Annotated in this window: 16 protein-coding genes; 10 read left to right on the forward strand and 6 right to left on the reverse strand. The window is 63.4% G+C overall.

Features of this window, described 5'->3' with window-relative positions; all coding sequences use genetic code 11:
• The first annotated feature begins 251 nt into the window (after positions 1-251).
• From ACE3N9_RS14630 to ACE3N9_RS14665, 8 genes are all read left to right on the forward strand, one after another.
• A complete protein-coding gene (locus tag ACE3N9_RS14630) occupies positions 252-2,255 on the forward strand; it encodes a ribonucleoside-diphosphate reductase subunit alpha (protein ID WP_374284842.1) in 2,004 nt (667 codons plus the stop codon).
• Between the two features lie 138 nt (positions 2,256-2,393).
• Positions 2,394-2,765, forward strand: a complete 372-nt coding sequence (locus ACE3N9_RS14635; protein ID WP_374284845.1) for a PepSY domain-containing protein — start codon at positions 2,394-2,396, stop codon at positions 2,763-2,765.
• A gap of 95 nt (positions 2,766-2,860) precedes the next feature.
• Positions 2,861-3,925, forward strand: coding sequence for a ribonucleotide-diphosphate reductase subunit beta (locus ACE3N9_RS14640; RefSeq protein WP_374284848.1), 1,065 nt, complete (start codon positions 2,861-2,863; stop codon positions 3,923-3,925).
• A 469-nt stretch (positions 3,926-4,394) separates the two neighbouring features.
• A complete protein-coding gene (locus ACE3N9_RS14645) occupies positions 4,395-4,853 on the forward strand; it encodes a helix-turn-helix domain-containing protein (protein ID WP_374284850.1) in 459 nt (152 codons plus the stop codon).
• A complete protein-coding gene (locus tag ACE3N9_RS14650) occupies positions 4,843-5,304 on the forward strand; it encodes a hypothetical protein (RefSeq protein WP_374284852.1) in 462 nt (153 codons plus the stop codon). The genes ACE3N9_RS14645 and ACE3N9_RS14650 overlap by 11 nt, the downstream gene beginning before the upstream one ends.
• A 101-nt stretch (positions 5,305-5,405) precedes the next feature.
• Complete coding sequence (locus ACE3N9_RS14655) at positions 5,406-5,690, forward strand: DUF1294 domain-containing protein (RefSeq protein WP_374284854.1); 285 nt, start codon at positions 5,406-5,408, stop codon at positions 5,688-5,690.
• A gap of 140 nt (positions 5,691-5,830) precedes the next feature.
• The gene (locus tag ACE3N9_RS14660; RefSeq protein ID WP_374284856.1) at positions 5,831-6,070 is read left to right on the forward strand and encodes a hypothetical protein; all 240 of its coding nucleotides are present in this window, start codon (positions 5,831-5,833) and stop codon (positions 6,068-6,070) included.
• A gap of 145 nt (positions 6,071-6,215) precedes the next feature.
• Positions 6,216-6,779, forward strand: a complete 564-nt coding sequence (locus ACE3N9_RS14665; protein ID WP_374284858.1) for a hypothetical protein — start codon at positions 6,216-6,218, stop codon at positions 6,777-6,779.
• 9 nt (positions 6,780-6,788) lie between these two features.
• Here ACE3N9_RS14665 and ACE3N9_RS14670 read toward each other — a convergent pair whose 3' ends face one another.
• The 6 genes from ACE3N9_RS14670 to wecB all read right to left on the reverse strand — a co-directional run bounded on the left by ACE3N9_RS14670 (position 6,789) and on the right by wecB (position 10,709).
• Positions 6,789-7,130: a hypothetical protein gene (locus ACE3N9_RS14670; RefSeq protein WP_374284860.1), complete on the reverse strand. Its 342-nt coding sequence runs from the start codon at positions 7,128-7,130 to the stop codon at positions 6,789-6,791.
• 4 nt (positions 7,131-7,134) lie between these two features.
• A complete protein-coding gene (locus ACE3N9_RS14675; protein ID WP_374284862.1) occupies positions 7,135-7,446 on the reverse strand; it encodes an REDY-like protein HapK in 312 nt (103 codons plus the stop codon).
• Positions 7,447-7,518: 72 nt separating this feature from the next.
• Positions 7,519-7,866: a DMT family protein gene (locus ACE3N9_RS14680; RefSeq protein ID WP_374284864.1), complete on the reverse strand. Its 348-nt coding sequence runs from the start codon at positions 7,864-7,866 to the stop codon at positions 7,519-7,521.
• An 18-nt stretch (positions 7,867-7,884) separates the two neighbouring features.
• Positions 7,885-8,277, reverse strand: coding sequence for a DUF3592 domain-containing protein (locus ACE3N9_RS14685; RefSeq protein WP_374284866.1), 393 nt, complete (start codon positions 8,275-8,277; stop codon positions 7,885-7,887).
• A gap of 13 nt (positions 8,278-8,290) precedes the next feature.
• On the reverse strand, positions 8,291-9,592 hold the full coding sequence (wecC, locus tag ACE3N9_RS14690; protein WP_374284868.1) for a UDP-N-acetyl-D-mannosamine dehydrogenase: 1,302 nt from the start codon (positions 9,590-9,592) through the stop codon (positions 8,291-8,293).
• Complete coding sequence (gene wecB / locus ACE3N9_RS14695) at positions 9,576-10,709, reverse strand: non-hydrolyzing UDP-N-acetylglucosamine 2-epimerase (RefSeq protein ID WP_374284870.1); 1,134 nt, start codon at positions 10,707-10,709, stop codon at positions 9,576-9,578. The genes wecC and wecB overlap by 17 nt, the downstream gene beginning before the upstream one ends.
• A gap of 80 nt (positions 10,710-10,789) precedes the next feature.
• On the opposite strand from wecB, the gene ACE3N9_RS14700 reads away from it, so the two are divergent.
• Both ACE3N9_RS14700 and dcd read left to right on the forward strand, forming a co-directional pair.
• Positions 10,790-11,788, forward strand: a complete 999-nt coding sequence (locus tag ACE3N9_RS14700) for a GDP-mannose 4,6-dehydratase (RefSeq protein WP_374284872.1) — start codon at positions 10,790-10,792, stop codon at positions 11,786-11,788.
• Positions 11,789-11,826: 38 nt separating this feature from the next.
• On the forward strand, positions 11,827-12,381 hold the full coding sequence (gene dcd / locus ACE3N9_RS14705; RefSeq protein WP_374284874.1) for a dCTP deaminase: 555 nt from the start codon (positions 11,827-11,829) through the stop codon (positions 12,379-12,381).
• Positions 12,382-12,400 lie beyond the last annotated feature (19 nt).

Below are 12,400 nucleotides of genomic sequence, written 5' to 3' on the forward strand. Positions count from 1 at the left end.
TAGTTAGACGCCAATTGCGCGGTTTGCGCCGCGGCGGCGGATTCGGTCCGGATGCAAGCCCCCCAAAGTGACTGACCGGGGGATGGAATGGGGATAAGTTTTTCTCCTTTCGTTCCCCCCGTTTGCTAGGATGGGCGCTTGCCCGCCGATTCGAACGGAAGTGGAACATTTGGCGCCACGCGCCGACTTGCGGAACGCTGCGGAATATTGGGGGCTGACAGGTGGATTTCAGGAACGGAGACGAGCCGACGATGGCCGAGCTGGATATTGCGGCGAGTGATGCGGCGGCGGATGGTGCGGCTGGAAAGGGCCCGGCAGTGAGCATGAATGACAAGACCGACGCGGGCTCTGCGGGGCTGGTCGAGCAGCTGGGCGCCGATGCGCTGGCCGGCGCGCTGGGCGAAGTGGCCAAGGCCGCTGCCGCGCCCATGACGGATTCCAAGGCGATCGCCGAGCGGCGCTTCACCATCGTCACCGATCCGTCGCGCGATGCGCTGCTGACCGATTTCGGCAAGGACACGCTGGACGACCGCTACCTGCTGCCCGGCGAAAAGTACCAGGACCTGTTCGCCCGCGTGGCCGATGCCTATTCGGACGATCAGGATCACGCCCAGCGGATCTACGACTACATCTCGAAGCTGTGGTTCATGCCGGCCACGCCGGTGCTGTCGAACGGCGGCACGGGGCGCGGCCTGCCGATCAGCTGCTACCTCAACTCGGTCGATGACAGCCTCGAAGGGATCGTCAACACCTGGAACGAGAACGTCTGGCTGGCTTCGCGCGGCGGCGGGATCGGCACCTACTGGGGCAACGTGCGCGGGATTGGCGAGCCGGTTGGCCTGAACGGCAAGACCAGCGGGATCATCCCCTTCGTCCGCGTGATGGACAGCCTGACCCTGGCGATTTCGCAAGGCTCGCTGCGGCGCGGTTCGGCCGCCTGCTATCTCGACGTGTCGCACCCGGAAATCGAGGAGTTCCTCGAAATCCGGAAACCCTCGGGCGATTTCAACCGCAAGGCGCTCAACCTGCACCACGGCGTGCTGCTGACCGACGAATTCATGGAAGCGGTGCGCGACGGCGCCGAATTCAACCTGCGCAGCCCCAAGGACGGATCGGTGCGCGGCACGGTCAATGCCCGCGCGCTGTTCCAGAAGCTGGTCGAAAACCGGCTGGCCACGGGCGAACCTTACATCGTCTTCTCGGACACGGTGAACCGGATGATGCCCAAGCATCACCGCGACCTCGGGCTCAAGGTCTCGACCTCGAACCTGTGCTCGGAAATCACCCTGCCCACGGGCCGCGACCACCTCGGCAACGATCGCACCGCGGTGTGCTGCCTGTCCTCGCTCAACCTCGAAACCTGGGACGAGTGGAACAAGGACAAGCTGTTCATCGAAGATGTGCTGCGCTTCCTCGACAACGTCCTGCAGGACTATATCGACCGCGCGCCGGACGAGATGGCCCGCGCCAAGTATTCCGCCGCGCGCGAACGCTCGGTCGGGATGGGCGTGATGGGCTTCCACTCCTACCTGCAGCAAAAGGGCATCGCCTTTGAAAGCGCGATGGCCAAGGCGATCAACCTCAAGATGTTCAAGCACGTCGCCGCCAAGGCGGACGAGGCGTCGATCCTGCTCGCGCAGGAACGCGGCGCCTGCCCCGATGCGGCGGACATGGGCGTGATGCAGCGCTTTTCGTGCAAGATGGCGATCGCGCCGACCGCGTCGATCAGCATCATCTGCGGCGGCACCAGCGCCTGCATCGAACCGATCCCGGCCAACATCTACACCCACAAGACCCTGTCGGGCAGCTTCGTGGTCAAGAACCCCTACCTGCAGAAGCTGCTGGCGGAAAAGAGCAAGGATTCGACCAACGTCTGGAACTCGATCCTCGAGCAGGGCGGTTCGGTCCAGCACCTCGACTTCCTCTCGCCTGAGGAAAAGGCGGTCTACAAGACCAGCTTCGAGATCGACCAGCGCTGGCTGCTCGAATTCGCGGCCGATCGCACCCCCTATATCGACCAGGCCCAGTCGCTGAACCTCTACATCCCGGCCGACGTGGAAAAGTGGGACCTGATGATGCTGCACTTCCAGGCCTGGGAGAAGGGCATCAAGAGCCTCTATTACCTGCGCTCCAAGTCGGTCCAGCGCGCCGGGTTCGCCGGCGGGGTGGAGGCCGATAACACGGCCAATGCCCCGGTCATGGAACTCGCCGCCGGCGGCCAGACCGACTACGAGGAATGCCTCGCCTGCCAGTAAGGCGGCGCGGCAGCAATGGCGGCGGAACGGCGCACATGCAAACGGGTGTTACATTTGGCGACCAAATGCGGCTTGCCGCAGGCGCGCACCAGGCCCTTGGGAGGGGCTCCATCCTCATCTCCCAGGGAGTAATCTGTTATGCGTAAATGGCACCGTTGGCTTTCCGTCCTGTTCGGCGTGTTCCTGCTGTGGATCGCGGTGACCGGCGTGCTCAGCCATGTCGCCGCGCTGTGGCCCGCCGATGCGCCCCGCGCGCAGCCGCCAGCCGGCTTCGTCTGCCCGGACACCATGGTCTGCCGGCCCAAGCCGACCGATACCGGGATCAAGTCGCTGACCGGCTGGTTCCACCACCTCCATTCGGGTGAGGAATTCGGCCCCGTCGGCACCGCCATCGCCTTCCTTTCGGGTCTGGCCATGGTGTTCTTCAGCTTTTCCGGCCTGTGGCTCTATGTCGCCATGTGGTCGAACCGCAAGAACCGCGGGGTCGGCCCCAAGTGGTTCTGGAAATGAGCGCCGCGCGCGCCAAGCCTTCCCGTGTGTCCCGCGCCATCACCGCGCGGGACGCCGCCCTTTAGATTAAACGCTGTCCGCCAGGAGTCCGTCCGATGCCCCTTCTCGAAGCCCGCAAGACCTACAAGCCCTTCGAATATCCCTGGGCCTATGACTTCTGGAAGCGCCAGCAGCAGGTCCACTGGATGCCCGAGGAAGTTCCCCTGGGCGAGGACTGCCGCGACTGGATGCAGAAGATCAGCGAAAGCGAACGCAACCTGCTGACGCAGATCTTCCGCTTCTTCACCCAGGCCGACGTGGAAGTGCAGGACTGCTACCACGAAAAGTACGGCCGCGTGTTCAAGCCGACCGAAGTGAAGATGATGCTGGCCGCCTTCTCCAACATGGAGACGATCCACATCGCGGCCTACAGCCACCTGCTTGACACCATCGGCATGCCCGAAACCGAATACTCGATGTTCCTCGAGTATGACGAAATGCGCGCCAAGCACGATTACCTGCAGCAGTTCGGCGTGGACAGCGACGAGGATATCGCCCGCACGCTCGCCATGTTCGGCGGCTTCACCGAAGGGCTGCAGCTGTTCGCCAGCTTCGCCATGCTGATGAACTTCCCGCGCTTCAACAAGATGAAGGGCATGGGCCAGATCGTCACCTGGTCGATCCGCGACGAATCGCTGCACTGCGAAGGGATCACCCGCCTGTTCCACGCCTTCGTGGCCGAACGCGGCTGCCTGACCAAGGCGGTCAAGGAAGACATCATCGACTGCTGCCAGAAGACCGTGCGGCTCGAAGACGCCTTCATCGACCTCGCCTTCGAACAGGGCCCGGTGCCGGGGATGAGCGCGAAGGAAATCAAGCGCTACATCCGCTACATCGCCGACTGGCGCCTGTCGCAGCTGGGCCTGCCCGCGATCTACATGATCGAGGACCACCCGCTGCCCTGGCTCGCCCCGCTGCTCAACGGCGTCGAACACGCCAACTTCTTCGAAACCCGCGCCACCGAATATTCGAAGGGCGCGACCAAGGGCAGCTGGCAGGACGTCTGGTCCAGCTTCGACAGCCGCCGCAAGCCCAAGGGCGAAGTCGCCGCCGCCAACGAAGCCGGCGACGCGGCAAGCGAGCCGGACATGTTCGGGGCGGCTGGGGTGGCTGCGGAGTAACCAATACGCAATCTTTGGTTGACATATATGTCACCGGCACTACTTGATGCGTTAGCTCGAAAGCAACTGGAAGCAATTCCGGTGGTGTTAGGGCCGCGCGACCAAAGGAACCGATCGGTCTTTTGGACCGTCGGTCTGCGCAATGCGTGTGAGGATCTGATTGGAGGTACTGTTCGGCACAGAAGTATCCTCAGTTACGCTGAGCAGCTCAACCAAATGGTAGTCGACTTTGTTTCAGGTCGACCACTTGCTGGCGGTTTGACTCGGTGTGATCCGCCGAAAGGTGAGGGCATTTGGAAGATTCACACCCCTGATTTACGCTTGTTTGGTTGGTGTGATTGTCCTCAAGTTTTGGTTCTCGCCGAGGTTGAGTTGAAAGCTAACCTAGCGAGGCCAGGAAGCCCCACATATCCTGAACTCGCTCGACGCGCGGCAGCGACAAGACGGCGCCTTGGATTTGGAGATTGGCATGTTGGAGACATTCGAACGGCCTTCCCAGCCTCTTGTTAGTCAGAGGCAGGCTGCATTTGGTCGGCTAGTGGCAAGTGTTGTTTCCACTCTCAATTTTGCCATTGAGGCTAGAAAGTCCGAAGGCCAGACTTCAAAAGAAATAGCCGAGAAAATAGGCTGTCATAAGTCAGCGCTTTCCCGAGTGTTGAATGGAACTACGCGAAACATCACCCTCAAGACGATATCAGATATTTTGTGGGCTACGGACTTTGAGCCCATTCCCTTCTCTGCGGAGAGACTGGAGGATATTTGTCCTAATAGTCCAACTTTCGAATCTGCTCGTGATATTAATGATATTTCGTCCGGAAATTTCGTAAATATGTACAGGGTAAGGACTAATTTGGACCCAGATATCCAAACCGTTAAGCCTTCGATTACGATTTTCAAGATTTCAGAGATGGTTAGTCATGGTGAATAACGCCTATGGGGTCACTATATTTTGTGACGATCTTAGAACTGAGAGCACCGGAAAGCACATCTATATCGGCGTATACGAAGATGGAATGGTTGTAGAGGAAAATTTTCCTATTACATTGCCTACATTTATTTTCGCAATTAGGCTTCTTGAGCCAATAAAAGAAAAAGGGCGTTCAGTAAATATAAAGGTGATCTTCGATAAGGACGGGGATGAATCCGTAATCATAGACTCAGACTTGCCAGATGATCGTTGGAATGTCCTTGACCGCCCGGATTTTGATAAAGGTTCCGAATTTATTGGTTCGGTTTTTATCGTGAAGGTTTCGCCACTGGTTATTGATTCTGAGGGTTATTTAAGGGTTAGAGCCTTCCGGGGTGATCAAGTGGTTAAGCTTGGAAGCATGAGCATAAAGAGCAGAAGTCGCCTAGGATTTACTGAGGCAAGGGCGTAGCTCGCTAAAGTCCCTTCGCGCCATGCTCCGCTATATTTTTACCTGAGGGCGGCAAGAAGTCAGGCGCCCCAGCGCTAATGGTCCATCCCTTAACGCCCCACATGCTCCCCCTCACCGACCACCTGATCGAAGCGCTCTGCGCCATCAACTTCGCGGCCTTTGCCGCCTTCGGGATCGACAAGGCGCGCGCCGAAAACGGCGGGTGGCGGATACGGGAATCGACCTTGTTGTGGCTCGCGTTCCTGGGCGGTTCGCCCGGGGCCTGGGCGGGGCGCGGGGTGTTTCGGCACAAGACGCGCAAGCAGCCGTTCAATGGCTGGCTGCTGGGCGTGACCGCGGCGCAGCTTGCCGCGCTGGGGCTGTGGCTGGGCTGGAGCCTGGGCTAGGGCGGGGGCTGACGGAAACAGGGCCGGGCCGGAACCGGGGCTGGGCCGAAAGCGGTGCGCGACTTGATCCAGGTCAGTGCGTGCGCGGGTGGGCGGGGCATGATACCTTGCGTTGCTACCCCCGTGAAAGGAGCCATGCCATGATCCGTTCCCGCCGTCCCGCCGCCGCTGCGCTGCTGGGTCTTGCCGTGCTGGCGCTGGGCGCCTGTTCGGGCGAAAAGGCCGAACAGCAGACCGCCGCTGCCGAACCGAGTGCCGCGTCGAGCGAATGGGTGGCCGAAAATCCGACCGAACCCGCCGTGCCGGTCGACCTGCCCAAGACGCCGATGACCAGCGCTCCGGTGGCCCCGGCCGCGTCCCCCAGCCCGGCGGCGCAATAAGGGTCAAACCCCGGCTCGGCGGGCCGGGCCGGGGCTGGTCCGGGCGATGACGGCGCCCCGCGGCGCGCTGCTGGACAGCGCCGCCGCCTTGCGCCAGACAGGGCGCGGACGCGCTGCCCGATCAACCGACCAAGGACCCATCGTCATGAATCTGCGCCTGTTTTCGCTCCGCCGCGCTGCTCCGCTTGCCTTGGCCGTGGTGCTGGGCGGCTGCTGGGAATCGACCACGCCGCTGATGCCCGCCTCGGTCCAGGACCCGTCGCCAATCAGGGGCAAGTACGCCTCGGTCCCCAGCGATCCGGCCAAGCCCGCCAGCTGGTACCGCGCCGATGTGCAGGGCAAGTCGGTCAAGCTCTATTCGCGCCTGTCCAAGGATGGCGAACCGGAGAACTGGAGCTTTGACCGGACGATGACCTTCGATGCCATCGCCAAGGACGTCTACCTGGTCCAGTCGGTCCCCAGGGACGAGAAGACGATCAATTACCTGCTGATGCGCGTGCGCGACAAGGGCCGCGAACTGGTGGTGGTGACCCCGTCGTGCAACGAGGCGCAGGCCCGCGCCTATGGGGCGACGCTGCGTTCGAACAATTGCGTGTTCGGCAAATACGATACCGTGGCCAAGGCCGCGCGCCGCGCCTATGCCACGGTTGAAGGCGGCGATGCGGCATCGGTGTCCTATGCCACCGATACCTACACCCAGGCGAAATAGCGCGGGAGGTCAGCCCGGCGCGTGCCGCCCCAGCAGCACGCGCCGCAGATCGCCTTTCTCAAGGTGCAGCAGCACCAGCAGGTAGGCCATCAGGAAGGCGCCGCCGAGGAAGAAGGCGCAGACCGCCAGCGCCCAGCCCGCCGCGTTCCAGCCATTGCGCCAGCCCGTCCACAGCGCGGACAGGGCCAGCATTGTCAGGAAATCGGCGTTGAACTGGCCCGGCCAGTGCCCATCGGCGATGGCGCCGAAGAACACCGGCAGCAGGTTCAGCCCGTCACGCCCGATGACGAAGGCGGTAAACGCGATCAGGGCCGTCCAGGCCAGGATCAGGTAGATGCGCAGCGCGGTCATGCCGTTACAGCTTGTCCGCCAGCAGGAATTCCGGCGCGTCAGCAAAGCCCATGAACTGGCCCATGATCCCCTGCACCGTATCGCCGGGCATGTCGGTGCCGGTGAAAGCGCCCAGATCGGCAATGTCGAACAGTTCGACATAGTCCGCCGTCGGCGCCCCTTCGCCCAGCAGCAGCCCGGTGACGCGGTAGGTATCGAAGGCCGCCACGCTCTTCAGCCCGCGCATGACCGGCTGGTCGGTGGTCTTGACCCAGGCTTCGAAATCCTCGCGGGTGACGCCGGGCTTCAACTTGTACTTGAGGATGATGGTGGCCATTGCAGCAGGTCCCTCCAGGGCGCGCGCCCATGGCGAGACTGCCGGGAAAGCCGCCCCTTGGCAAGAACGGCGCTATTTGCCCGCGAACAGGAAGCCCACTGCCGCCATGATGCAGGCAAAGGCGGCCAGGTGCCGCCAGGTCAGCGCCTCGCCCAGCACCACGACCATGAAGATGCCGAACACCACCAGCGCAATGGCTTCCTGCGCGATCTTGAGCTGGCCCGCGCTCCACCCGCTGGCATAGCCGATGCGGTTGGCCGGCACGGCCAGGCAGTATTCGATCAGCGCCAGCCCCCAGCTGACCGCGATCACCATGGCCAGCGGTCGCGCTTCGGCCACTTTCGGCCCGCCTTGCAGGTGCCAGTACCACGCCGTGGTCATGAACAGGTTGGACAGGATCAGCAGGACCAGCGTTTGCATGGCCCGCGCCCTAGCGCTTCAACCGGGCGGGAGCCAGTCCATCTGCTTGGCCACCAGCAGGCCCAGCATGGCGATCAGGACGGCGTAGACAAACGCCCACAGCCACGGGCGCGGCACCCGCGCCAGATCGGGGCGGCCATGGGGATAGGCCAGCTGCACCCAACTGCCGACCGGCGGGTGCGGCGCGCCGGAATAGACCTGGTCGATCACCTCGTGCGTGCCGTCTTCGGCGGTAAAGCGATAGATCGGCGCATAGGAGCGCGTGCTGTCATGCAGCGAGCAGCGGTGGCCGATCACCTGGCCGGGCACATTGCGCGTCATTCCGCGCAGGCGCGCCAGATCGCCGCGCGCGACCAGCCACAGGCACAGCGCGATGAACCCCGTTGCCACCCGCAGGATCGCGGTTTCCATCGGCGCCGCGCCGTCAGCTGGCGAGTTGCAGCTTGCCCGCGCCGCGCTGGTCTCCCTTGGGCTGGTCCAGCCAGATCCCGCGCGTGTCATAGACCACGTGGCGCAGCCGTTCGGCCAGCGGCACGGCCTTGAACTGGTCGTGATCGACCAGCACGATCAGCAGCTGGGTCTGTTCCAGCGCGGTGTCGATGTCGATCAACTCGGCCTGGGTGCCGGCGAACTCCTTCGGCAGCTCGGCGGCATAGGGTTCGACTACCTTGATCCGGGCGCCATACTTGCGCGCCAGGGTGACCGCGACCAGCCGCGCCGGGCTTTCGCGGAAATCGTCGATGTTGGCCTTGAACGCCAGGCCCAGGCAGGCGACCTGCGCCTGCGGATTGGCTTCGATCAGGGCTTCGGCGTGCTGGATCACGTGGTGGATCTTGCCGTCGTTGACCCCGCGCGCGGTGCGGATCAGCGGGGTGTGTTCGGGCGCGCCGTGGACGATGAACCACGGGTCGACCGCGATGCAGTGCCCGCCCACGCCCGGCCCGGGGGTGAGGATGTTGACGCGCGGGTGGCGGTTGGCCAGCCGGATCACTTCCCACACGTCCAGCCCCATCTGGTCGGCGACGATGCTGAGTTCGTTGGCAAAGGCGATGTTGACATCGCGGTAGGCGTTTTCGACCAGCTTGGTCATTTCCGCGCTGCGGCTGTCGGTGACCACGCAGGTCCCGCGCACGAACAGCTTGTAGAAGGTCAGCGCCTTGCGCGCGCAGCGCGGCGTGATCCCGCCGATCGAGCGGTCGTTGTTGGTCAGTTCTTCCAGGATCTTGCCGGGCAGCACGCGTTCCGGGCAATAGGCGATCGACAGGTCAGGCGTCTCGCTGGTCAGGCCGGGGCACTTCAGGTCCGGGCGCAGGTGGGCAATCAGATCGCGCAGCTGTTCGGTGGTGCCGACCGGCGACGTCGATTCCAGGATCACCGTGTCGCCGCTTTTCAGCCCCTTGGCCACGGCTTCGCCAGCGGCGAGGACATAGGAAATATCGGGCGCGTGATTGGCGTCGAACGGGGTCGGCACCGCGATCACGAAGACGTCGCTGGGGGCAACCTCGGTCGATGCCTTCAGCAGCCCGCGCGACACGACGCCCTGGACCAGGCCGTCAAGGTCCACTTCCTCGATGTGGATTTCGCCGCGATTGATCGTGTCGACCACGTGGGACGAAACGTCCACCCCGTGCACCTTACAGCCCGAGCGCGCGACGATCGCCGCGGTGGGCAGGCCGATATAGCCCAGGCCGACAACACAAACAGAGGGCTTAACGTCCGATTTCATTCCCAAGTCGCTCCACGATGCGGCGCGCAGCGTGCCCGTCCCCAAAGGGATTGTGCGCCTGCGCCATGCTGGCGTAGGCGGCCTTATCGTCGAGCAAGGTGAAGATTTCGGTAACGATAGTAGCGGTTTCGGTGCCGACCAGCCTGGCCGTGCCGGCACTCACGCCTTCGGGGCGTTCGGTGGTTTCGCGCATCACCAGCACCGGCTTGCCCAGCGCCGGGGCCTCTTCCTGCACCCCGCCGCTGTCGGTCAGCATGATCTCCGCAATGGACAGCAGGCGGGCGAAGTGCGGGTAATCGAGCGGCTCGATCAGCGCGACATTGTCCAGCCCGGCCAGCGCCGTGTTCATCACGGCGCGGACGTTGGGGTTAAGGTGGACCGGGAAGATCACCGCCACGTCGGGCCGCGCGGCGATCTGGCGGATCGCTTCGGCAATCGCTTCCATCCCGCCGCCGAAGTTTTCGCGGCGGTGACTGGTGACGCCGATGATCCGCTTGCCCTCGAACCGCGCTTCCAGCTCGGCCAGGCCGCCGGCCAGCGCGGGGTCGGCCTTGATCCGGTCCGTGACCCAGTGCAGCGCGTCGATCACGGTATTGCCGGTAACCAGCACGCGCTCGGCCGGCACGTTCTCGCGCAGCAGGGCCGCTTCGCTCACTTCGGTGGGGGCGAAGTGCAGGCTGGCGATTGCACCGATGATCTTGCGGTTCACCTCCTCGGGCCAGGGGTGATAGATGTTGCCGCTGCGCAGGCCCGCTTCGACATGGTCGACCGGCACCTTGCGGTAATAGGCGGCCAGCGCCCCGGCCATGGCGGTGGCGGTATCGCCCTGGACCATCACGCGGTCGGGCTGGACCGCGTCCATCACTTTGCCCAGTTCGGTCAGCAGCGCGGCGGTCAGTCCGTCGAGCGTCTGGTCGGGCTTCATCAGGTCAAGGTCGTGGTCAGGCACCAGCCCGGCGATGGCCAGCACCTGGTCGAGCATCTGGCGGTGCTGCGCGGAGACGCAGACCACCGGGGTAAAGCGCGGGTCGGCCTGGAGCGCGGCGACCACGGGAAACAGCTTGATCGCTTCGGGCCGGGTGCCGAACACGACCATGATTTTCTGGGGCTTGTCCATGGGAAAAGGCGCTACCAGCCATGGGTTAACCATGAGATAAGAGCCGCGAGGTATCGCACGGTGCGATCACAGGAGTTTCCATGCGCATTCTGGTTACCGGCGTTGCCGGGTTCATCGGTTCCACCCTGTCGCACCGCCTGCTGGAACGCGGCGATGAAGTGGTGGGGATCGACAATCTCAACGATTATTACCAGGTCAGCCTGAAGCAGGACCGGCTGGACCGGCTGGTCGCGGCGCATGGCGGGCGGTTTGCCTTTCACCAGGTCGATTTCGCCGATCTCGCCGCGCTGAACCGCGCGCTGGAGGCTGAGCGGATCGACCGCGTCGTCCACCTGGGGGCCCAGGCCGGGGTGCGCTATTCGATCGAAAACCCGCACGCCTATGTCCAGTCCAACCTGGTCGGCCACGTCAACCTGCTCGAACTGGCGCGGCACCGGGGGCTCGATCACATGGTCTATGCCAGCTCAAGCTCGGTCTATGGCGGCAACACCAAGCTGCCCTTCGCGGTCGAGGACCGCTGCGACCACCCCGTCTCGCTCTATGCCGCGACCAAGAAGGCGGACGAGCTGATGAGCGAGACCTACGCCCATCTCTATCGCCTGCCGCTGACGGGGCTGCGCTTCTTCACGGTCTATGGCCCGTGGGGGCGGCCCGACATGATGATGTGGATCTTCACCAAGGCGATCCTGGCGGGAAAGCCCATCCCGGCGTTCAACAACGGCGAGATGTTCCGCGACTTCACCTATATCGACGATATCGTCGCTGGTGTGATCGCCTGCCTCGACAACCCGCCGCCCGACGATGGGCAGGCGAAGGCCGGCGGCTCGGTCAAGCCGCACCGGCTCTACAACATCGGCAACAACTGCAGCGAACACCTGATGAAGGTCGTCGGCCTGCTGGAAGAAGCCTGCGGGCGCAAGGCCGAGATCGACTTTCAGCCGATCCAGCCGGGCGACGTGCCCGCGACCTATGCCGATATCACCGCGATCCAGTCGGACCTGGGCTATGCCCCCACCACCAGCATCGACGTGGGTGTCCCCAACTTTGTGCGCTGGTACAAGGACTATCACGGCCACTGACCCTTGCCGCGCGGGGCGGCATGGGCAATCAACCGCTCATGCCGATTCTTTCCGACAAGTGGATCCGTAACGAAGCCCGCCATTCGGGCATGATCGAACCCTTCGTGGAGCGCCAGCAGGCGGACGGGTGCATCAGCTATGGCCTGTCCAGCTATGGCTATGACGCGCGCGTGGCGGACGAGTTCAAGATCTTCACCAACGTCCATTCGGCGGTGGTCGATCCCAAGAACTTCGATGCCAACAGCTTCGTCGACATCAAGAGCGACGTCTGCGTCATCCCGCCCAACAGTTTCGTGCTGGCCCGGACGGTCGAATATTTCCGCATTCCGCGCGATGTGCTGGTGATCTGCCTGGGCAAGAGCACCTATGCCCGCTGCGGGATCATCGTCAACGTGACGCCGCTGGAACCCGAATGGGAAGGCCACGTCACGCTGGAATTCTCCAACACCACCCCGCTGCCCGCCAAGATCTATGCGGGCGAGGGCGCCTGCCAGTTTCTGTTCCTGCAAGGGAACGAGCCGTGCGAAGTCAGCTATGGCGACCGCAGCGGCAAGTACATGGGCCAGCGCGGGGTGACCCTGCCGAAGCTTTAGTTGGTCCCACACCAGCTTC

The sequence above is a fragment of the Novosphingobium sp. genome (assembly GCF_041905565.1).
GTDB lineage: Bacteria > Pseudomonadota > Alphaproteobacteria > Sphingomonadales > Sphingomonadaceae > Novosphingobium.

Excerpts from the sequence above, each read along its gene's own strand:
- ACE3N9_RS14630 (WP_374284842.1), top strand. The coding sequence starts at position 252 with ATGGCCGAGCTGGATATTGCGGCGAGTGATGCGGCGGCGGATGGTGCG.
- ACE3N9_RS14635 (WP_374284845.1), top strand. The coding sequence starts at position 2,394 with ATGCGTAAATGGCACCGTTGGCTTTCCGTCCTGTTCGGCGTGTTCCTG.
- ACE3N9_RS14640 (WP_374284848.1), top strand. The coding sequence starts at position 2,861 with ATGCCCCTTCTCGAAGCCCGCAAGACCTACAAGCCCTTCGAATATCCC.
- ACE3N9_RS14645 (WP_374284850.1), top strand. The coding sequence starts at position 4,395 with ATGTTGGAGACATTCGAACGGCCTTCCCAGCCTCTTGTTAGTCAGAGG.
- ACE3N9_RS14650 (WP_374284852.1), top strand. The coding sequence starts at position 4,843 with ATGGTGAATAACGCCTATGGGGTCACTATATTTTGTGACGATCTTAGA.
- ACE3N9_RS14655 (WP_374284854.1), top strand. The coding sequence starts at position 5,406 with ATGCTCCCCCTCACCGACCACCTGATCGAAGCGCTCTGCGCCATCAAC.
- ACE3N9_RS14660 (WP_374284856.1), top strand. The coding sequence starts at position 5,831 with ATGATCCGTTCCCGCCGTCCCGCCGCCGCTGCGCTGCTGGGTCTTGCC.
- ACE3N9_RS14665 (WP_374284858.1), top strand. The coding sequence starts at position 6,216 with ATGAATCTGCGCCTGTTTTCGCTCCGCCGCGCTGCTCCGCTTGCCTTG.
- ACE3N9_RS14670 (WP_374284860.1), bottom strand. The coding sequence starts at position 7,130 with ATGACCGCGCTGCGCATCTACCTGATCCTGGCCTGGACGGCCCTGATC.
- ACE3N9_RS14675 (WP_374284862.1), bottom strand. The coding sequence starts at position 7,446 with ATGGCCACCATCATCCTCAAGTACAAGTTGAAGCCCGGCGTCACCCGC.
- ACE3N9_RS14680 (WP_374284864.1), bottom strand. The coding sequence starts at position 7,866 with ATGCAAACGCTGGTCCTGCTGATCCTGTCCAACCTGTTCATGACCACG.
- ACE3N9_RS14685 (WP_374284866.1), bottom strand. The coding sequence starts at position 8,277 with ATGGAAACCGCGATCCTGCGGGTGGCAACGGGGTTCATCGCGCTGTGC.
- wecC (WP_374284868.1), bottom strand. The coding sequence starts at position 9,592 with ATGAAATCGGACGTTAAGCCCTCTGTTTGTGTTGTCGGCCTGGGCTAT.
- wecB (WP_374284870.1), bottom strand. The coding sequence starts at position 10,709 with ATGGACAAGCCCCAGAAAATCATGGTCGTGTTCGGCACCCGGCCCGAA.
- ACE3N9_RS14700 (WP_374284872.1), top strand. The coding sequence starts at position 10,790 with ATGCGCATTCTGGTTACCGGCGTTGCCGGGTTCATCGGTTCCACCCTG.
- dcd (WP_374284874.1), top strand. The coding sequence starts at position 11,827 with ATGCCGATTCTTTCCGACAAGTGGATCCGTAACGAAGCCCGCCATTCG.